Raw genomic sequence first — 20,126 nt, forward strand, 5'->3', positions numbered from 1 at the left:
CTCCGATGTTCAGCACGGTCCTGGTCGCCAACCGGGGCGAGATCGCGGTCCGCGTGATCCGCACCCTGCGGGAGCTGGGGGTGCGCTCGGTGGCCGTGTTCAGCGACGCGGACGCCGACGCCCGGCACGTACGGGAGGCGGACACCGCGGTCCGCCTCGGCCCCGCCGCGGCTGCAGAAAGCTATCTCTCGGTGGAGCGGCTGCTGGAGGCCGCCGCCCGCACCGGCGCCGAGGCGGTCCACCCGGGCTACGGGTTCCTCGCCGAGAACGCCGCGTTCGCGGCCGCCTGCGAGGCCGCCGGGCTGGCCTTCATCGGCCCGCCGGCCTCGGCGATCTCCCTGATGGGAGACAAGATCACGGCCAAGGAGACGGTGAAGGCGGCGGGCGTGCCCGTGGTCCCCGGCTCCTCCGGCAGCGGCCTGTCCGACGCCGAACTGGCCGCCGCGGCGGCCGCGATCGGCATGCCGGTCCTGCTGAAGCCCTCGGCGGGCGGCGGCGGCAAGGGCATGCGCCTGGTGCGCGACGAGGCGGTGCTCGCGGAGGAGATCGCGGCCGCCCGGCGCGAGGCCCGCTCCTCCTTCGGCGACGACACCCTGCTCGTGGAGCGCTGGGTGGACCGGCCGCGCCACATCGAGATCCAGGTGCTGGCGGACGCCCACGGGAACGTGGTCCACCTCGGCGAGCGCGAGTGCTCCCTCCAGCGCCGCCACCAGAAGATCATCGAGGAGGCCCCGAGCGTCCTGCTGACCCCGGAGATCCGGGAGGCGATGGGCGCGGCGGCCGTTCAGGCGGCACGTTCCTGCGGCTACGTGGGCGCGGGCACGGTGGAGTTCATCGTCCCCGGCGGCGACCCCTCCTCGTACTACTTCATGGAGATGAACACCCGCCTCCAGGTCGAGCACCCGGTGACGGAGCTGGTGACCGGGCTGGACCTGGTGGAGCTCCAGCTGCGGGTGGCGGCGGGCGAGCCGCTGCCGGTCGCCCAGGAGGACATCGCCCTGAAGGGGCACGCGGTCGAGGCCCGGATCTGCGCCGAGGACCCGGCCCGCGGGTTCCTGCCCTCCGGCGGCACCGTCCTCTCGCTGTCCGAACCGGCCGGGCCGGCCGTCCGTACGGACTCGGGGCTGAGCTCCGGGGCCGAGGTCGGCAGCACCTACGACCCCATGCTGTCCAAGGTGATCGCCTGGGGTCCGGACCGGGCGGCGGCGCTGCGCACCCTGCGGGCCGCGCTGGCGCAGAACACGGTGCTGGGCGTGGCCACCAACACCGGCTTCCTGCGCCGCCTGCTGGCCCACCCCGACGTGGTCGGCGGGGAGCTGGACACCGGCCTGGTGGAGCGCGAGCTCGACGGGCTGCTGCCCGAGGGGGTGCCGGCCGAGGTGTTCGAGGCGGCCGCGGCGGTCCGCGAGGCGGCTCTGGCCGCCCCGGCCGCACAGGGGGGCTGGACCGACCCGTTCGGCGTGCCGAACGGCTGGCGCCTGGGCGGCACCCCGGCCCCGCTGCGGCACTGGTTCCGGCTGTCCGGCCAGGAGCCGGTGCAGTACGAGGCGAAGGACCGGAGCCGCCACGAGGTGGCCGCGGACCGGGTGTCGGTGACCGTCGACGGGATCGTGCACCACTTCTCGTACGCCCGCAGCGCCGAGGGCGTCTGGCTGGGCCGGGACGGGGACACCTGGCACGTCCTGGACCACGACCCGGTGGCGGCGAGCCTCGGCGGGGCCCGCCACGGCGGCGCCGACACCCTGGCCGCGCCGATGCCCGGCACGGTCACCGTGGTCAAGGTGGCCGTCGGGGACGAGGTGGCCCAGGGCCAGAGCCTGCTGGTCGTCGAGGCCATGAAGATGGAGCACGTCATCTCCGCCCCGCACGCCGGCACCGTCACCGAGCTGGACGTGACCCCCGGCACCACCGTGGCGATGGACCAGGTGCTCGCGGTCGTCACCCCGCACGACGAGGACGACAAGGAGGCGGCGAAGTGATCGGCCTGCCCATGACGGTGCCCGCGCCGGGCCTCCCGGCCCGGGTCCGCATCCACGAGGTCGGGGCCCGGGACGGCCTCCAGAACGAGCAGAGCACCGTCCCGGTGGAGGTGAAGGCGGAGTTCATCCACCGCCTCGCCGCCGCGGGCCTGACCACCATCGAGGCCACCAGCTTCGTGCACCCGCGCTGGGTGCCCCAGCTCGCCGACGCCGAGCAGCTGCTGCCCCTGCTCGCGGACGTCCGCGCGGACCTGCCGGTGCTCGTGCCCAACGAGCGCGGGCTGGACCGGGCCGTGGAGCAGGGGGTGCGCCGCATCGCGGTGTTCGGCTCGGCCACCGAGACCTTCGCGGCGCGGAACCTGAACCGCACCGTGGACGAGTCGCTCGCCATGTTCGAGCCGGTCGTCACGCGCGCCAAGAAGGCGGAGATGCACGTCCGCGGCTACCTGTCGATGTGCTTCGGGGACCCCTGGGAGGGGGCTGTCCCGGTGCCGCAGGTGGTCCGCGTGGCCAAGGCCCTGCTCGACCTGGGCTGCGACGAACTGAGCCTGGGGGACACCATCGGCGTCGCCACCCCCGGGCACGTCACGGCCCTCCTGACCGGGCTGAACGAGGCCGGGGTGGGCACCGACCGGATCGGTGTGCACTTCCACGACACCTACGGCCAGGCCCTGTCCAACACGTATGCGGCGCTCCGGCACGGGGTCACCACCGTGGACGCCTCCGCGGGCGGCCTCGGCGGCTGCCCGTACGCCAAGAGCGCCACCGGCAACCTCGCCACCGAAGACCTGGTGTGGATGCTCGACGGCCTCGGCATCGAGACCGGGGTCGGCCTGGCCGCCCTCACCGCCACGAGCGTGTGGATGGCCGAACGGCTGGGCCGTCCCAGCCCCTCCCGTACCGTCCGCGCCCTCTCCCACAAGGAGTAGCAGAATCATGTCCCTCGACCACCGGCTCTCCCCCGAGCACGAGGAACTCCGCCGCACCGTCGAGGCGTTCGCGCACGACGTGGTCGCCCCGAAGATCGGCGACTTCTACGAGCGGCACGAGTTCCCGTACGAGATCGTCCGCGAGATGGGCGCGATGGGCCTGTTCGGCCTGCCCTTCCCCGAGGAGTTCGGCGGCATGGGCGGCGACTACCTCGCCCTCGGCATCGCCCTGGAGGAGCTGGCCCGCGTCGACTCCTCGGTGGCCATCACCCTGGAGGCCGGGGTCTCCCTGGGCGCCATGCCGCTGTACCTGTTCGGCACGGACGCGCAGAAGCAGGAGTGGCTGCCCAAGCTGTGCTCCGGCGAGATGCTGGGCGCGTTCGGCCTGACCGAGCCGGGTGCCGGCTCGGACGCGGGCGGCACCCGCACCACCGCCGTCAAGGACGGCGGCGAGTGGGTCATCAACGGCTCGAAGTGCTTCATCACCAACTCGGGCACGGACATCACCGGCCTGGTGACGGTCACCGCCGTGACCGGCCGCAAGGCGGACGGGCGTCCGGAGATCTCCTCGATCATCGTGCCCTCCGGCACCCCCGGCTTCACCGTGGCCGCCCCGTACTCCAAGGTGGGCTGGAACGCCTCGGACACCCGCGAGCTCTCCTTCGACAACGTCCGCGTGCCGCTGGCGAACCTGGTGGGCGAGGAGGGCCGCGGCTACGCGCAGTTCCTGCGGATCCTTGACGAGGGCCGGATCGCCATCTCGGCGCTGGCCACCGGCCTGGCGCAGGGCTGTGTGGACGAGTCGGTGAAGTACGCGAAGGAGCGCGAGGCCTTCGGCCGTCCGATCGGCGACAACCAGGCGATCCAGTTCAAGCTGGCCGACATGGAGCTGCGGGCGCACATGGCGCGGCTCGGCTGGCGCGACGCCGCCTCCCGCCTGGTGCACGGCGAGCCCTTCAAGAAGGAGGCCGCGCTGGCGAAGCTGTACTCCTCGACGGTCGCCGTGGACAACGCCCGCGAGGCCACCCAGATCCACGGCGGCTACGGGTTCATGAACGAGTACCCGGTGGCCCGCATGTGGCGCGATTCCAAGATCCTGGAGATCGGCGAGGGCACCAGCGAGGTGCAGCGCATGCTGATCGCCCGCGAGCTGGGGTTCGGCGCCTGACGCTCGAATCCGTTGCCCGACCTGCGGGTTGGGCGCCCGCACGCGGTGTCCGTGCGTCCGCCGCGTGCGGGCGTGCGCAGATGGAACTCAAGGGGGCCCTGAGAAAACTTAGGGCCCCCTTACCGCTTTCGGCCAAGGTTAGGCTAACCTTCCCTCCGAACGGCCCAGTGGCCGCCCGGCACGCACGAAAGCGGACATCGACATGCCCAAGTCCCGAACCACCCTCTCCCGTCGCGGCATCCTCGCCGCCGGCGGCGCCCTCGGCCTCGTCGCCGCCCTCACCGCGTGCGGTGGCGGCTCCGACTCGGCGAAGGACGAGACGGGCGGCAAGGACAAGGGCACCGCGGCCTCCGGCCCCTGGAGCTTCAAGGACGACCTGGGCAAGGACATCAGCCTGAAGGCCGCCCCGAAGAACGTCGTCGCCTTCACCGGCACCGCCGCCGCGCTCTACGACTACGGGGTCCAGGTCAAGGGCGTCTTCGGCCCGACCAAGACCGCCGACGGCAAGCCCGACGTCCAGGCCGGCTCGATGGACATCTCCAAGGTCGAGCTCCTCGGCAACGTCTGGGGCGAGTTCAACGTCGAGAAGTACGCCTCCCTGCGCCCTGACCTGCTCGTCACCAACACCTGGGACGGCACGTACTGGTACGTGCCGGAGGAGTCCAAGGCCAAGATCCTGAAGCTGGCCCCGGCCGCCGCCGTCTCCGTGGGCGGCGACGCCACCCTCGACAAGGCGCTGGCGCGCACCGCCGACCTCGCCAAGGCCCTGGGCGCCGACCTCAACGCCAAGAAGACGGTCGACGCCAAGGCCCGCTTCGAGGCCGCGGCCGCCAAGGTCCGCGCGGCCACCAAGGCCAACCCGGGCATCAAGGTCCTCGTCGGCTCCGGCGCGGCGGACAAGTTCTACGTCTCCACCCCGAAGACCTCCGCGGACCTGAAGTACTTCGAGCAGCTCGGCGTCCAGTTCGTCATCCCGAAGAAGCTCGACCAGGGCGGCTTCTTCCAGACCCTCAGCTGGGAGAACGCCGACGAGTACAAGGCGGACCTGATCCTCCTGGACAACCGCACCGGCACCCTCCAGCCCAAGGAGCTGGCGGCCAAGCCCACCTGGGCGCAGCTGCCCGCCGTCAAGGCCAACCAGGTCACCCCGCGCGTGACCGAGCCGATCTACTCGTACGAGAAGTGCGCCCTGATCCTGGAGGACCTCGCGAAGGCCATCCAGAACGCCAAGAAGGTCAGCTGACCCGACGCCCCCGGGGGGACTCACCACCATGACCGCACCGACCGAGGCCACGTCCGGCGCCACCGAAGGCGCTGCGACCGCACCGGCAGCCGAGGCGCCGAGCGGGGCGGAGGCGGCCGCCGCTGCCGCCGCGCAGTTCCGCTTCTTCACGTTCGAGGTGCTGCGCACCCGCCGCATCGGCCACTCCTTCCTGCGGGTCACCTTCGGCGGGGAGTCCCTGCGGGAGTTCCGCTCCGGCGGGTACGACCAGAGCCTGTCGCTGTTCCTGCCGCTGCCGCACCAGGAGCACACCGAGCTCCCGTCCACGGCCGAGGACACCTGGTTCGGCGCCTGGCGTGCCGTGCCCGAGGCGGAGCGGCCCGTGATGCGCTCCTACACGGTGCGCGAGGAGCGCCGCTCCCCCGGCGGCGAGGTGGAGGTGGACATCGACTTCGTCCTCCACGGGGACTCCTCCCCCGCCTCCCACTGGGCGGGCCGCGCCCGGCCCGGCAGCCGCATCATGGCGATCGGCCCGACCGTGGCCGCGAACAAGTCGGTGCGCTTCCAGCCGCCCGCCGGCACGCACACGGTCCTCATGTACGCGGACGAGACGGCCCTGCCGGCCGCCGCGGCGATCCTGGAGCGGCTGCCCGAAGGCACCGCCGTGCACGCCTGGTTCCAGGTCCCGCACGCGGACGACCGGCTGGAGCTGACGGCCCCGGCCGGCGCCGAGGTGGTCTGGATCCACCCGGCGGCGGACGGCTCCGGCCGCACCGCCCAGGCGCTCGCGGCCCTGCGCGCCGCGGCCCCCGCGGAGGACTCCCCCGCGGGTGCGGGCACGTACGCCTGGATCGCGGGCGAGGCCGGGACGGTGCGGGCGGTACGCCGGCACGTCGTGCAGGAACGTCACATCGACCGCCGTGCGGTGAAGTTCACCGGCTACTGGCGGCTGGGCGCCAGCGAGGAGGAGCTCCTCGCCGAGGCGTACGCGGGCCGGGCTCCCAGCGAGGATCCCGACTCGGCTCTGTAGTAAGGCAGTTCACAAGAGGGGCCCCGGTGAAAACCGGGGCCCCTCTTCGTTTTGGGATGCACTAAGGTTAGGCTAACCTAAGCAGCAAGCCCCCCGACCTCTCCCTGCCCGGAGGAACCCCTGATGCGTTCGCATCTGCTCAATGACACGACCGCGGACAGCTACCGGCGTTCCGTCATCGAGGGCGTCGAGCGTGTCGCTGCCAAACTCGCCGCCACCAGCAGGCCGCACACCGGGATCTCCGTCGAGGAACTCACCCCGGTCATCGCGGACATCGACCTGGACACCCCGCTCGAAGACGCCTCCGCCGCCCTCGACGAGCTGGAGGAGGTCTACCTGCGGGACGCGGTCTACTTCCACCACCCGCGCTACCTCGGCCACCTCAACTGCCCGGTCGTCATCCCGGCCGTGCTCGGCGAGGCCGTCCTGTCCGCCGTCAACTCCTCCCTGGACACCTGGGACCAGTCCATCGGCGGCACGCTGATCGAGCGACGGCTCATCGACTGGACCACCGGCCGGATCGGCTTCGGCCCGGGCGCCGACGGCGTGTTCACCTCCGGGGGCAGCCAGTCCAACTTCCACGCCCTGCTGCTGGCCCGCGACGAGGCCTGCCGCCTGGTGATGAAGAACAGCGAGACGCCGCTGACGAAGGCGGAACTCCTCCCCAAGCTCCGCATCTTCACCTCCGAGGCCAGCCACTTCAGCGTCAAGAAGTCCGCCGCCATGCTGGGCCTGGGCTACGAGGCCGTCGTCTCCGTCCCGGTCGACCGGAACAAGCGCATGCAGACCGCCGCCCTGGCCCGGGAGCTCGCGGCCTGCGAGCGCGAAGGCCTCTTCCCGATGGCCGTCGTCGCCACCGCGGGCACCACCGACTTCGGGTCCATCGACCCGCTCCCCGAGATCGCCGGGCTGGCCGCCGCCTACTCCGCCTGGATGCACGTGGACGCCGCGTACGGCTGCGGCCTGCTGGTCTCGCCCACCCGCCGGCACCTCCTCTCCGGCATAGAGCTGGCCGACTCGGTCACCGTGGACTTCCACAAGTCCTTCTTCCAGCCGGTCAGCTCCAGCGCCGTCCTGGTCCGCGACCGCGACACCCTCAAGCACGCCACGTACCACGCGGACTACCTCAACCCGCGCCGGATGGCCGAGGAGCGGATCCCGAACCAGGTCGACAAGTCCATCCAGACCACCCGCCGGTTCGACGCCCTCAAGCTGTGGATGACCCTGCGCGTCATGGGCGCCGACGGGGTCGGACAGCTCTTCGACGAGGTGTGCGACCTGGCCGCGGCCGGTCACGCCCTGCTCGCCGCCGACCCCCGCTTCGAGGTGGTCGTCCAGCCGCAGCTGTCCACCCTCGTCTTCCGCTTCGTGCCCGCAGGCATCACGTCCCCGGACCGGATCGACCGCGCCAACCTCTACGCCCGCAAGGCCCTCTTCGCCTCCGGAGAGGCCGTCGTCGCGGGCACCAAGGTGAACGGCGCCCACTACCTGAAGTTCACCCTCCTCAACCCGCAGACCACGACGTCCGACATCGCGGCCGTCCTCGACCTCCTCGCCGAACACGCCGAGCAGTACCTGGGAGAATCCCTTGTCCACGCCTCGTGAGCCCCGCGCGCCGCACGATTTCATCGCCATCGGGCTCGGGCCCTTCAACCTGGGGCTCGCCTGCCTGACCGCGCCGATCGACGAGCTCGACGGTCTCTTCATCGAGTCGAAGCCGCACTTCGAGTGGCACGCCGGGATGTTCCTGGAGGGCGCGCACCTCCAGACCCCCTTCATGTCGGACCTGGTCACGCTCGCCGACCCGACCTCGCCCTTCTCCTTCCTGAACTACCTGAAGGACAAGGACCGGCTGTACTCCTTCTACATCCGGGAGAACTTCTACCCGCTGCGGACCGAGTACAACGACTACTGCCGCTGGGCCGCCGACCGGCTCGACAACGTCCTGTACTCGACCTCCGTCACCGAGGTGGCGTACGACGAGCAGGCCGGCCTGTACGAGGTCCGCACCGACCGCGGCGACACCCACCGGGCCCGCCGCCTGGTGCTCGGCACCGGCACCCCGCCGTACGTCCCCGCCGCCTGCGAGGGCCTGGCCGGCGACGTCATCCACAACTCCGCCTACGTGCAGAACAAGGCGGAGCTCCAGAAGAAGAAGTCCATCACCCTGGTCGGCAGCGGCCAGAGCGCGGCCGAGATCTACTACGACCTCCTCTCCGAGATCGACGTGTACGGCTACCGGCTCAACTGGGTGACCCGCTCCCCGCGGTTCTTCCCGCTGGAGTACACGAAGCTGACCCTGGAGATGACCTCCCCGGAGTACGTGGACTACTTCCACGCCCTCCCCGAGGACACCCGCTACCGCCTGGAGGGCGAGCAGAAGGGCCTGTTCAAGGGCATCGACGGGGACCTCGTCAACGAGATCTTCGACCTGCTCTACCAGAAGAACCTGGGCGGCCCGGTCCCCACCACCCTGCTCACCAACACCGCCCTGCACGCCGCCGGGTACGACGCCGCCTCGGGCAGCTACACCCTGGGGCTGCGCCAGGAGGAGCAGGAACGCGACTTCACCCTGGCCACCGAGGGCCTGATCCTGGCCACCGGCTACAAGTACGAGGTCCCGGCCTTCCTGGAGCCGGTCCGCGACCGGATCCGCTGGGACGGCCGCGGCCGCTTCGACGTGGCCCGGAACTACAGCATCGACTCCACCGGCAGCGGCATCTTCCTGCAGAACGCAGGCGTCCACACCCACTCCATCACCTCGCCCGACCTGGGCATGGCCGCGTACCGGAACGCGTACATCATCGGCGAGCTGCTCGGCCGCGAGTACTACAAGGTCGAGAAGTCCATCGCGTTCCAGCAGTTCGCGGCCCCGGAAGGCACCCTGGCATGAGCACCACCCACCTCCTCCACGCCCGTACGGACGCGGCACTCGGCGAGTTCGCCGTCCGCGCCCTCGACCCGCACGCCGACGCCGCGCTGCTGCACGGCTGGGTGACCCACCCCAAGGCCTCGTTCTGGATGATGCAGGACGCGTCCCCGGCGGAGGTCGAGAGCGAGTACGCGCGGATCGCCGGGCACCCGCACCACGAGGCCTTCATCGGCCTGCACGAGGGCCGGCCGGCCTTCCTGATGGAGCGCTACGACCCGACGCAGCTGGAGCTGGTCGGCCTCTACGACCCGGAGCCCGGGGACGTGGGCATGCACTTCCTGGTCGCCCCGTCCGACACCCCTCTGCACGGCTTCACCCGCGCCGTGATCACCACGGTCATGGCCGCCCTGTTCGCCGACCCGGCCGTCCGCCGCGTGGTCGTCGAGCCGGACGTGTCCAACACGGCCGTGCACGCGCTCAACGAGGCCGTCGGCTTCGTCCCCGAGCGCGAGATCCGCAAGCCCGAGAAGCAGGCGCTCCTCAGCTTCTGCACCCGCGAGCAGTTCGAGGCCGCCACCGGCCTCACCACGGAGGCCTCGATATGAGCACCGCGCGCACCGACCTGGCCGGCGCCGTCTCCCACCTCTCCCCCGAGCTGTGGGCCCGCGCCAACCGCGCCCTGGTCCGCAAGGGCCTCGCCGAGTTCTCCCACGAGCGGCTGCTGACCCCCGAGCCGCTGGGCGACGGCCGCTACGCCGTCCGCAGCGACGACGGCACCGTGGAGTATCGTTTCGCCGCCGCGCGGCACGCCCTCGACCACTGGGCGGTGGACGAGGCCTCGGTCACCCGCCACCGCGACGGCGCCGAGCTGCCCCTCGACGCCCTCGACTTCCACATCGAGCTGCGCGAGTCCCTCGGGCTGAGCGCCGAGGTGCTCCCGGTCTACCTGGAGGAGATCTCCTCCACCCTGGCCGGGGCCGCCTACAAGTACACCAAGGAGCAGGTCCCGGCCGCCGTCCTGGCCAAGAGCGGCTTCCAGGACATCGAGACCGGCATGACCGAGGGCCACCCGTGCTTTGTGGCCAACAACGGCCGCCTCGGCTTCGGCGTGGACGAGTACCGGGCGTACGCCCCCGAGGCCGCGAGCCCGGTCCGACTGGTCTGGGTGGCCGCCCACCGCGAGGTGTCCACCTTCACCGCGGGCGCCGGCCTGGACCACGACTCCTTCGTCCGCGCCGAGCTGGGGGACGCCGCCGTCGAGCGCTTCGCCGCCCGGCTGGCGGAGCTGGGCCTCGACCTCGCCGACTACCACCTGCTGCCGGTGCACCCCTGGCAGTGGTGGAACAAGACCACGGTCACCTTCGCCGCCGAGATCGCCAACCGCCGGCTGGTCCTGCTGGGCGAGGGCGAGGACGAGTACCTGGCGCAGCAGTCGATCCGTACGTTCTTCAACCGGAGCGCGCCGGAGAAGCACTACGTCAAGACCGCGATCTCGGTCCTCAACATGGGCTTCATGCGCGGCCTGTCGGCCGCCTACATGGAGGCCACCCCGGCCATCAACGACTGGCTGCACCAGCTCATCGAGGGCGACGAGGTGCTCCGCGGCGTCGAGTTCTCGATCATCCGCGAGCGCGCCGCGATCGGCTACCACCACCGCCAGTACGAGCGGGCCACCGACCGCTACTCGCCCTACCGCAAGATGCTCGCCGCCCTGTGGCGCGAGTCCCCGGTGGCCTCCCTGAAGGACGGCGAGCGGCTGACCACCATGGCGGCGCTGCTGCACGTGGACTCCGAGGGCCGGTCCTTCGCGGCCGCGCTGATCGAGGAGTCGGGGCTGACCCCGGCCGAGTGGCTGCGCCACTACCTGCGGGCCTACCTGGTGCCGCTGCTGCACTGCTTCTACCAGTACGACCTCGCGTACATGCCGCACGGGGAGAACACGATCCTCGTCATCGAGGGCGGCGTGGTGAAGCGGGCGGTGTTCAAGGACATCGCCGAGGAGATCGTGGTCATGGACCCGGACGCGGTGCTGCCGCCCGCGGTCGAGCGGATCCGGGCGGACATCCCGGAGGACATGAAGCTGCTGTCCGTGTTCACGGACGTCTTCGACTGCTTCTTCCGCTTCCTGGGCTCCCTGCTGGCCTCCGAGGGGGTCTGCGAGGAGGAGGTCTTCTGGCGGGCCGTGGCCGAGTGCGGGCAGGCCTACCAGGACTCGATGCCGCAGCTCGCGGAGCGGTTCGCGCGCTACGACCTGTTCGCCGAGGAGTTCCAGCTGTCCTGCCTGAACCGGCTCCAGCTGCGCAACAACCGGCAGATGGTCGACCTGTCCGACCCGGCCGCCGCGCTCCAGCTCGTCGGCACCCTCAAGAACCCGGTCGCGCCCTTCGCGCGCCGCTGAGACCGCCGGCCGGCGTCCCAGGCCCTCGCCGGCCGGCAGACGGCAGAGCGGGCGCACCCGTTCCGAATACGGTCCCTCGGGGGGTGCGCCCGCTCTTCGGCCGGCTGCTTCGCCGGCTCCTCCGCCGGCTCCTTCGTCCCGTCCCGGCCCCGGCTCACTCCCAGGGGACGTCCGGGGCGCGGAAGTAGCGGATGCCGAGCGCGTCCAGGCGCGGGCCCTGCGCGGCCAGCCGCAGCCGGTACGCCGTCCAGTCCCGCGCGGCGGCCGGGGACCAGCCGAGCTCGGCGGCCCCGATGACCCGCGGGAAGGCCAGGTACTCCAGCTCCCGGCTGGTGGTGACGGTCTCCGTCCACAGCGGGGCCTCGACGCCGAGCACCGATTCCTCGGGCACTCCGGGCAGGTAGGCCCCGGGGTCCCAGTCGTAGGCCCGCCGGACCGGCACGTACCCGGCCCAGGTGAGCCCGACAGGGCTGGTCCGGTCGTACTTCATGTCCAGGTAGACCCGGTCCGCGGGGGACATGACGATCTTGTGGCCCGCGCGCGCGGCCTCGGCCACCCGGGCCTTCTCCGCGGCGCTCGTCTTGTCGTGGCCCCAGTACTGGACGACCGCGCCGGGGGCCGGCCGGGCGCCGGTCAGCTGGTGCCAGGCCAGGACCGTCTTGTCCCGGTCGGCGACCAGGGCCTGGGCCCGGTCCATGAAGACCGCGTAGTCCGCGTGGCTGGTGGAGTGCGCCTCGTCCCCGCCGATGTGCAGGTAGCGGCCCGGGGTGAGCGCCGCGATCTCGCGCAGCACCTGGTCGACGAACTCGTACGTGCGCTCCTTGGGCACGCACAGGGAGCTGAAGCCGACCTTGGTCCCGGTGTAGCGGGCGGGGGCCCTGCCGTCGCAGTTCAGCTCGGCGTACGAGGCCAGGGCCGCGTTGGTGTGGCCCGGCATGTCGATCTCGGGGACGACCTCGATGTAGCGCTCGCCCGCGTAGGCGACCAGATCCCTGTACTGCTCGCGGGTCCAGTGCCCGCCGGGGCCGCCGCCCACCTCGGAGGCGCCCCCGTACGTGGCCAGCCGCGGCCAGGAGGCCACCGCGATCCGCCAGCCCTGGTCGTCGGTGAGGTGCAGGTGCAGGGTGTTGATCTTGTAGAGGGCCAGCTGGTCCACGTACCGCTTCACCTGTTCGACGGTGAAGAAGTGCCGGGCCACGTCGAGCATGGCCCCGCGGTAGCCGAAGCGGGGGGTGTCGGTCACCGTGCCGCCCGCCAGCGTCCAGGGGCCCCGGGCGGGCGGGAGCAGCTGGCGCAGGGTCTGCGCACCCCGGAACAGCCCGGCGGGGCGGTGTGCGGTCAGGACCGCCCCGTCCTCGTCGATCTCCAGCCGGTAGCCCTCCTCGCCGAAGGCCCCCGCGTTCCCGTCGAGGCGCAGCCGCAGCCCGTCCCGGCCCACCCCGGCGTCGGTGCCGGCGACCGGCAGGGGCAGCCCGGTGACCGGGCGCCAGGCGGCGGCGAGCTGCTCGGCGACCCGCTTGGCCTCCGGGGAGCCCGCGGTGGCGCGCAGGGCCGTCCGGGCGTCGAGGGTGTAGCCGGGCCCGCCGGGGGCGGTGCTCGCGGGGGCCGGGATGATCCGTTCGTACGCGGTGAGGGCCGCGGCCGGGCCGGCCCGCTCGCCGGACTTCGGGGAGTCCGCGCTCCGCGCCTCGCTGCAGGAGACCGCGAGGGCCCCGCAGACGAGCAGCGCGGCGAGGGAGCGCAGGGGGCGCAGAAGTCTCATCCCTCAGGTATAGGCCAATCTCGCGGGAGCGGCGACGGAACAGGCCGGGGGTGGGAGATTCGCGCCCGACTGGCGGCATTCTGACCGGATTCTTCGGTTCCGCTGGTCCGTACCATTGTGATCCTGCCCGGAATCGGGCAGGATTCTTGCAATTCAAGGTGGCGACCCCTCAGTATCTACGGGTGCTCGATCGCCGCCCGTCACACGACGACCTCGTGGACCACCTGGTGCGCAGCACCGCGCTGCAGCGCGGTGAGGCCGCCCGGGTGGTGCTCGACGTGCTGGCGTACTTCGACGAGACGACCGAGGAGTTCGTCCGCCGCCGCCACCGGGAGCTCCAGTCCGGAGGCGCGGTCAACGCGGAGATCTTCGAGCGGATCGCGGCGGAGCTGCCGCACCGCGCCGTGGCGCCGCCGGAGCTCTCGCTCCGCCAGCTGCGCCGCATCGTCTACGGCTGAACCGTCCGCCGGCCCACCGGCCGCAACCGCCCGCCGGCCAGGACCGGGCACACCCAGGAACTTCAGGAGGGGTAACAACCTTATGTGCGGAATCGTCGGTTACATCGGCAAGCGTGACGTGGCACCTCTGCTGCTGGAAGGCCTCCAGCGGCTGGAGTACCGCGGCTACGACTCGGCCGGCATCGTCGTGAACAGCCCCAAGACCCCCGCCCTGAAGGTGGTCAAGGCCAAGGGCCGCGTCCGCGAGCTGGAGTCCCGCGTCCCCAAGCGCTTCGCCGGCACCACCGGCATCGCCCACACCCGCTGGGCCACGCACGGCGCCCCGAGCGACGTCAACTCGCACCCGCACCTGGACCCCGAGAACAAGGTCGCGGTCGTCCACAACGGCATCGTGGACAACGCGGCCGAGCTCCGCGTGAAGCTGGAGGCCGACGGGGTCGTCTTCGCCTCCGAGACCGACACCGAGGTCCTCACCCACCTGATCGCCCGCTCCCAGGCCGAGTCCCTGGAGGAGCGCGTCCGCGAGGCCCTGAAGGTGGTCGAGGGCACGTACGGCATCGCCGTCATGCACGCCGACTTCGCCGACCGCATCGTGGTGGCCCGCAACGGCTCCCCGGTCGTCCTCGGCATCGGCGACAAGGAGATGTTCGTCGCCTCCGACGTGGCCGCGCTGATCTCCCACACCCGCCAGGTCGTCACCCTCGACGACGGCGAGATGGCCACCCTGAAGGCCGACGACTTCCGCACCTACACGACCTCGGGCACCCGCACCACCGCGACCCCCGAGACCGTCGAGTGGGAGGCCGCCTCCTACGACATGGGCGGCCACGACACGTACATGCACAAGGAGATCTCCGAGCAGCCCGACGCGGTGGACCGCGTCCTGCGCGGCCGGATCGACGAGAAGTTCTCCACCGTGCACCTCGGCGGCCTGAACCTCGACGCCCGCGAGGCCCGCGGCATCCGCCGCGTGAAGATCCTCGGCTGCGGCACCTCGTACCACGCGGGCCTGATCGGCGCCTCCCTCATCGAGGGCCTGGCCCGCATCCCCGCCGACGCCGAGCCGGCCTCCGAGTTCCGCTACCGCAACCCGGTCGTGGACCCCGACACCCTGTACGTGGCCGTCTCCCAGTCCGGTGAGACGTACGACGTGCTGGCCGCGGTGCAGGAGCTCAAGCGCAAGGGCGCCCGCGTCCTCGGCGTGGTGAACGTGGTCGGCTCCGCGATCGCCCGCGAGGCCGACGGCGGCGTGTACGTGCACGCCGGCCCCGAGGTCTGCGTCGTGTCCACCAAGTGCTTCACGAACACCGTGACCGCCTTCGCCCTGCTCGCCCTGCACCTGGGCCGCATCCGCGACCTGTCCGTCGCCGACGGCAAGCGGATCATCGAGGGCCTGCGCAAGCTCCCCGCCCAGATCCAGGAGATCCTGGAGGGCGAGGAGGACATCAAGAAGCTGGCCGCCGAGTACGCCGACGCCAAGTCGATGATGTTCATCGGCCGGGTCCGCGGCTACCCGGTCGCCCTGGAGGCCTCCCTCAAGCTGAAGGAGATCTCCTACATCCACGCCGAGGCCTACCCCGCCTCCGAGCTGAAGCACGGCCCGCTGGCGCTCATCGAGCCCGCCATGCCGACCGTCGCGATCGTGCCGAGCGACTCGCTGCTGGAGAAGAACCGCGCCGCCCTGGAGGAGATCAAGGCCCGCAGCGGCCGGATCCTCGCGGTCGCGCACCAGGAGCAGGAGAAGGCCGACCACACGATCATCGTTCCGAAGAACGAGGACGAGCTCGACCCGATCCTCATGGGCATCCCGCTCCAGCTCCTGGCGTACCACACCGCCCTGGCCCTGGGCCGGGACATCGACAAGCCGCGCAACCTGGCGAAGTCCGTCACCGTCGAGTAGCGGGCGCTCCCCGGCCCGCCCCGGCGGCGGCCCGGAACGCCGGACGGCCCCCCGTGCATCCCGCACGGGGGGCCGTCCGTCTTCCGCGCCGCCGGTCAGGCCGCGACCGCGCCGCCGCGGGCCTTGCCGAGGGCCGTCGGCCAGTGGGCCAGCGCCGCCGTCGCGCCGTACCAGGCCAGCAGGCCGGTCACCGCGGCCACCCAGCCGCCGGCCTTCACCAGACCGCTCGTGTCGGCGAAGGAGCCGATGCCGGTCAGCAGGAGGGACAGGCACAGCAGTCCGTAGACCCCCTGGCCGAACAGCCCGCTCGACGCCCCCATGGCGAGGGTGAGCGCGAGGAGGGCGAAGAGGATCATGAACAGGCCCGCAGCGTCGGCAGAAGCGTTTCCGCCGCTGCCCGCGGCCCACGTGTACAGGAAGGCTCCGACGCCTGCGAACGCCGTGCCGTTGAAGCCGTTCCCGCCGCGGAACTCCAGGAGTCCGAGGAGGAACAGAGCGGCGCCGCCGACGTACTTGGCGAGAGAGACCGCGTCACCGGCACCGACGCCGTCGAGGACGCCGGTCTGGCCGAGACCGATCGCGAGAAGGGTGAGACCGAGGGCGACGTGGCCCAGGGTCGAGACGGAGGCAGTGTTTCCCGCGGAGACTTCGTTGTCCACGGCGGGCTCCCTTCGATCTGCAGTTGTTTGGCTGTTGTCCAGCGAGTTTTATGTACCCTTCACAACCCGCCACAACCGGCCAAGCACCGCAATTTCGGTCACGGGATGACAACGACCGGTCGCTGTGCGCGTTTGGCCAGTCGGCCCGCGACCGAGCCGAAGATCCGCCCGACGATGCCGTGGGTGGAGCCCACCACGATGGCGTCGGCCGAATACTCGCGGCCGACCTCCTCCAGCTCGTGGCAGATGTCCCCGCCGCGCTCGACGAGGATCCAGGGGATCTCGGAGAGGTAGTCGGCGCAGGCCAGTTCCAGCCCCAGCACCTCGGTGCGGTGGTCCGGCACGTCGACGAAGACCGGGGGCTCGCAGCCGGCCCACACGGTGGTGGGCAGCCGGTTGGCCACATGGACGATGATCAGACCGGATCCGGAGCGGCGGGCCATCCCGATCGCGTACGCGAGCGCCCGCTCACTGGAGGTGGAACCGTCGAATCCGACGACGACGCCGTGCCGGAAGGCCGGGTCGCACGGATGGCGCGCCTCTTCGACCGCTCGGAGGTCCGACACGGGGTCGGCGACCTGCTTGCGCTTGCGGTCCGCGGGTTCGGGGAATTCGTGACCGGCCATGGGTGTCTCGGCGAAGAAGGTCCTTGGGAGGCAACGGAGGGTGACGGTGCTGTCGGGGGCGCTGTCCGGGAATCATCTTCCCAAGCCCATACCCCCAAGGGTACGGCGACACTCCCCCCGTGCACAGAGCCCGCGGCCCTTGGGAAAGCGTCCCCCGGAGCATGCCGGAGCCGGGGCTCCTTGGCAATGCCCGGAGGTCCCTACGGTCAGTGACGAGCCACCTTTTGGAAGAGTGACCGAGTCCGGGCGGACGGCGTTGGACAAGAGTCCGACTGCCCAGGAAGAGCCCGCAGGGAGCACTCCGTGCCCGGTCATCCGGTTCACCCCGTCCAGTCGCCCCCGTCCCCGCACACGGTTCACCCTTCCGGGGATCCGGCAGGCGAGGTCGTACGGTGGGCAGCATTCAGCTGCGTCCTCGTGCCCGTGGTGCTGGTGGTGTACGGCACGTCTTTCGGTGGAGCCGCCGTGGCCACCCTGGGACTGGTCGCCGTCACCACGGCCTGCCGGATCATGCTCCGGCACGCGGAGAAGACCGAGCGCTCCGCCGCCCGGGTGCTCGCCGCCGAGCCGGCGGCCGCCGCACGGGGCCGGCACTCCCGGCCCCCACAGGGCTGACTGGTTCGCACACCCGCACAACGTAGGTTTTCAGCCAACTTCGCGCCAGGGCACAACCCTTGGCGGAATGTCCACCCAACCCCCCCACCACCAGGGACGACACCGCGGGAGGGGGGTTCGGACCCTACAGGTACAGGCCACGGGCGCCCGTCCCGCTTCCCACCAAGGTCGCGGAATGGAACGCTTCCTGATCGAATGCTTTACGCCAAGTTGCCAAGTCGACATAGCGCTGCGTGCTGAACTTGTCACGCCGACACCACGCGACGCAGTAGATTCGATCATGTATTCACGGCGGGGGATCACGTGCAAGGCCGAGGGGAAACGTGCAGGTGCGACCAGACCAAGGAGTCGCGACACCCAAGGGGGGCTTAGCGCCATGAGCCAGGATTCCACCGCCGTCATCGCAGACGCGGGGCGGAAGCTCGCAGGGCGCCGCCGCAGGGAGATTGTCGCGGTGCTGCTGTTCAGCGGCGGTCCGATTTTCGAGAGTTCCATTCCGCTCTCTGTGTTCGGCATTGACCGGCAGGACGCAGGAGTTCCACGCTACCGACTGCTTGTGTGCGCAGGCGAGGAAGGGCCGCTCCGGACCACCGGCGGGCTCGAACTCTCCGCGCCCTACGGGCTGGAGGCGATCGCCCGCGCGGGCACCGTCGTCGTCCCGGCCTGGCGGTCGATCACTTCACCGCCGCCCCCGGAGGCGCTGGACGCACTGCGTCTCGCGCACGAGGAGGGGGCCCGGATCGTCGGGCTGTGCACGGGGGCGTTCGTACTCGCCGCCGCCGGCCTGCTCGACGGACGGCCCGCGACGACGCACTGGATGTACGCGCCGACGCTGGCCAAGCGGTATCCGTCCGTCCACGTCGATCCGCGCGAGCTGTTCGTGGACGACGGCGACGTGCTCACGTCCGCGGGCACCGCGGCCGGAATCGATCTGTGCCTCCACATCGTGCGCACGGACCACGGCAGCGAGGCGGCCGGGGCCCTGGCCCGCCGGCTCGTCGTACCGCCGCGCCGTACCGGCGGCCAGGAGCGCTACCTCGACCGGTCGCTGCCGGAGGAGATCGGCGCCGACCCGCTGGCCGAGGTCGTCGCCTGGGCGCTGGAGCACCTCCACGAGCAGTTCGACGTGGAGACGCTGGCGGCCCGCGCCTACATGAGCCGGCGCACCTTCGACCGGCGGTTCCGCTCGCTGACCGGCAGCGCGCCGCTCCAGTGGCTGATCACCCAGCGGGTGCTCCAGGCCCAGCGGCTGCTGGAGACCTCCGACTACTCGGTCGACGAGGTCGCCGGACGCTGCGGCTTCCGCTCGCCGGTGGCGCTGCGCGGGCACTTCCGGCGGCAGCTGGGGTCCTCCCCGGCCGCCTACCGGTCCGCGTACCGGGCCCGGCGGCCGCAGGCCGACGCCCAGGTGGCGGAGATGGGGGGCCCGGTCCCGCACCAGCGCACTCCGCAGCCCCAGCGGGCGGCGGCGGCCCTGGCGGCCAGCGGGCCGTCCGTGACCGAGCTGTACTCCCCCGGCCGGGCACTGCTGCCGGGGGCACGGGAACACGCGTAGCGGTCCCCGTACCGCCCGGGTGAGCCGAGGTCCCGCGGATCTGTCGACGTACGATCCGCGGGACCTCCCATAGGGTGGGGCGTATGAACGATCGCATGGTGTGGATCGACTGCGAGATGACCGGGCTCTCGCTGACGGACGACGCACTTATCGAGGTGGCCGCACTGGTCACCGACTCGGAGCTCAACGTGCTCGGCGACGGCGTGGACATCGTGATCCGCCCGCCGGAGGGCGCCCTCGACCAGATGCCCGACGTGGTGCGCGAGATGCACACGGCCTCCGGACTGCTCGACGAGCTGCCCGGCGGGACCACCCTCGCGGACGCCGAGGCGCGGGTCCTCGCGTACATCCGCGAGCACGTCAAGGAGCCGGGCAAGGCCCCGCTGTGCGGGAACTCGGTCGGCACCGACCGCGGATTCCTCCTGCGCGACATGCCCACCCTGGAGAGCCACCTCCACTACCGGATCGTGGACGTGTCCTCGGTCAAGGAGCTGGCCCGCCGCTGGTACCCGCGGGCCTACTTCAACAGCCCGCCGAAGAACGGCAACCACCGCGCGCTCGCCGACATCAAGGAATCGATCGCCGAGCTGCGCTACTACCGCGAGGCCGTCTTCGTCCCGCAGCCGGGACCGGACTCGGACACCGCGAAGAGCATCGCCGCCAAGCACGTCCTGCCCGCCGAATAGCCCCCGCGGCACCCCTTCCGGCAGGCCCGGGGGAAAGGGCGGCGGAGAACCGGGGAGCGAGCACCTGCCCGGACCCTGTACTCTTTTCCTCGGCCGGTCGGTGTTCCGACCGGACATGGTGGGTGTAGCTCAGTTGGTAGAGCACCTGGTTGTGGTCCAGGTGGCCGCGGGTTCGAGTCCCGTCACTCACCCTGTACGAGGGCCCCGGTTCGCGGAAGCGGACCGGGGCCCTCTGCGTTGCCCCGGGAGGACCCGCCGGACCCGGAC

General features: G+C 71.5%; 17 protein-coding genes and 1 tRNA gene. 15 read left to right on the plus strand and 3 right to left on the minus strand.

Annotated elements, in window-relative coordinates; all coding sequences use genetic code 11:
* Positions 1-5 precede the first annotated feature (5 nt).
* From ACZ407_RS04360 to ACZ407_RS04400, 9 genes are all read left to right on the plus strand, one after another.
* Entirely contained in the window at positions 6-1,979 is a 1,974-nt protein-coding gene (locus ACZ407_RS04360; RefSeq protein ID WP_468125359.1) for an acetyl/propionyl/methylcrotonyl-CoA carboxylase subunit alpha, read from the plus strand.
* An 11-nt stretch (positions 1,980-1,990) separates the two neighbouring features.
* The gene (locus ACZ407_RS04365) at positions 1,991-2,908 is read left to right on the plus strand and encodes a hydroxymethylglutaryl-CoA lyase (RefSeq protein WP_468125482.1); all 918 of its coding nucleotides are present in this window, start codon (positions 1,991-1,993) and stop codon (positions 2,906-2,908) included.
* A gap of 7 nt (positions 2,909-2,915) precedes the next feature.
* Entirely contained in the window at positions 2,916-4,076 is a 1,161-nt protein-coding gene (locus ACZ407_RS04370) for an acyl-CoA dehydrogenase family protein (RefSeq protein ID WP_468125361.1), read from the plus strand.
* Positions 4,077-4,278: 202 nt separating this feature from the next.
* The gene (locus ACZ407_RS04375) at positions 4,279-5,319 is read left to right on the plus strand and encodes an ABC transporter substrate-binding protein (RefSeq protein ID WP_468125363.1); all 1,041 of its coding nucleotides are present in this window, start codon (positions 4,279-4,281) and stop codon (positions 5,317-5,319) included.
* A gap of 28 nt (positions 5,320-5,347) precedes the next feature.
* A complete protein-coding gene (locus tag ACZ407_RS04380; RefSeq protein WP_468125365.1) occupies positions 5,348-6,328 on the plus strand; it encodes a siderophore-interacting protein in 981 nt (326 codons plus the stop codon).
* Positions 6,329-6,451: 123 nt separating this feature from the next.
* Complete coding sequence (locus ACZ407_RS04385; protein ID WP_468125367.1) at positions 6,452-7,933, plus strand: pyridoxal phosphate-dependent decarboxylase family protein; 1,482 nt, start codon at positions 6,452-6,454, stop codon at positions 7,931-7,933.
* A complete protein-coding gene (locus tag ACZ407_RS04390; RefSeq protein WP_468125368.1) occupies positions 7,917-9,221 on the plus strand; it encodes a lysine N(6)-hydroxylase/L-ornithine N(5)-oxygenase family protein in 1,305 nt (434 codons plus the stop codon). Before ACZ407_RS04385 ends, ACZ407_RS04390 begins: the two co-directional genes overlap by 17 nt.
* Positions 9,218-9,805, plus strand: a complete 588-nt coding sequence (locus tag ACZ407_RS04395; RefSeq protein ID WP_468125370.1) for a GNAT family N-acetyltransferase — start codon at positions 9,218-9,220, stop codon at positions 9,803-9,805. The genes ACZ407_RS04390 and ACZ407_RS04395 overlap by 4 nt, the downstream gene beginning before the upstream one ends.
* Positions 9,802-11,598 (plus strand): IucA/IucC family protein, encoded by a 1,797-nt coding sequence (locus ACZ407_RS04400; RefSeq protein ID WP_468125371.1) that lies wholly within the window; start codon positions 9,802-9,804, stop codon positions 11,596-11,598. Before ACZ407_RS04395 ends, ACZ407_RS04400 begins: the two co-directional genes overlap by 4 nt.
* A gap of 154 nt (positions 11,599-11,752) precedes the next feature.
* Here the strand turns inward: ACZ407_RS04400 and ACZ407_RS04405 are convergent, their stop codons facing one another.
* Positions 11,753-13,360: a beta-N-acetylhexosaminidase gene (locus tag ACZ407_RS04405; protein ID WP_468125372.1), complete on the minus strand. Its 1,608-nt coding sequence runs from the start codon at positions 13,358-13,360 to the stop codon at positions 11,753-11,755.
* 182 nt (positions 13,361-13,542) lie between these two features.
* Between ACZ407_RS04405 and ACZ407_RS04410 the strand changes: the two genes are divergently transcribed.
* Complete coding sequence (locus tag ACZ407_RS04410) at positions 13,543-13,818, plus strand: hypothetical protein (protein WP_030008735.1); 276 nt, start codon at positions 13,543-13,545, stop codon at positions 13,816-13,818.
* Between the two features lie 82 nt (positions 13,819-13,900).
* Positions 13,901-15,718, plus strand: coding sequence for a glutamine--fructose-6-phosphate transaminase (isomerizing) (glmS, locus tag ACZ407_RS04415; RefSeq protein WP_468125373.1), 1,818 nt, complete (start codon positions 13,901-13,903; stop codon positions 15,716-15,718).
* Between the two features lie 95 nt (positions 15,719-15,813).
* Here glmS and ACZ407_RS04420 read toward each other — a convergent pair whose 3' ends face one another.
* Both ACZ407_RS04420 and ACZ407_RS04425 read right to left on the minus strand, forming a co-directional pair.
* Positions 15,814-16,377 (minus strand): GPR1/FUN34/YaaH family transporter, encoded by a 564-nt coding sequence (locus ACZ407_RS04420; RefSeq protein ID WP_468125375.1) that lies wholly within the window; start codon positions 16,375-16,377, stop codon positions 15,814-15,816.
* Between the two features lie 98 nt (positions 16,378-16,475).
* Complete coding sequence (locus ACZ407_RS04425) at positions 16,476-17,003, minus strand: universal stress protein (protein ID WP_468125376.1); 528 nt, start codon at positions 17,001-17,003, stop codon at positions 16,476-16,478.
* Positions 17,004-17,468: 465 nt separating this feature from the next.
* On the opposite strand from ACZ407_RS04425, the gene ACZ407_RS04430 reads away from it, so the two are divergent.
* The 4 genes from ACZ407_RS04430 (at position 17,469) to ACZ407_RS04445 (ending at position 20,050) form a co-directional block, all read left to right on the plus strand.
* The gene (locus tag ACZ407_RS04430) at positions 17,469-17,618 is read left to right on the plus strand and encodes a hypothetical protein (protein ID WP_468125378.1); all 150 of its coding nucleotides are present in this window, start codon (positions 17,469-17,471) and stop codon (positions 17,616-17,618) included.
* A 376-nt stretch (positions 17,619-17,994) separates the two neighbouring features.
* Positions 17,995-19,173 (plus strand): helix-turn-helix domain-containing protein, encoded by a 1,179-nt coding sequence (locus ACZ407_RS04435; RefSeq protein WP_468125379.1) that lies wholly within the window; start codon positions 17,995-17,997, stop codon positions 19,171-19,173.
* Between the two features lie 83 nt (positions 19,174-19,256).
* Complete coding sequence (gene orn, locus ACZ407_RS04440; RefSeq protein WP_468125380.1) at positions 19,257-19,859, plus strand: oligoribonuclease; 603 nt, start codon at positions 19,257-19,259, stop codon at positions 19,857-19,859.
* A 118-nt stretch (positions 19,860-19,977) separates the two neighbouring features.
* Positions 19,978-20,050, plus strand: a tRNA-His gene (locus ACZ407_RS04445).
* Positions 20,051-20,126: the final 76 nt, after the last annotated feature.

This window comes from Streptomyces sp. NPDC030809 (assembly GCF_055572195.1).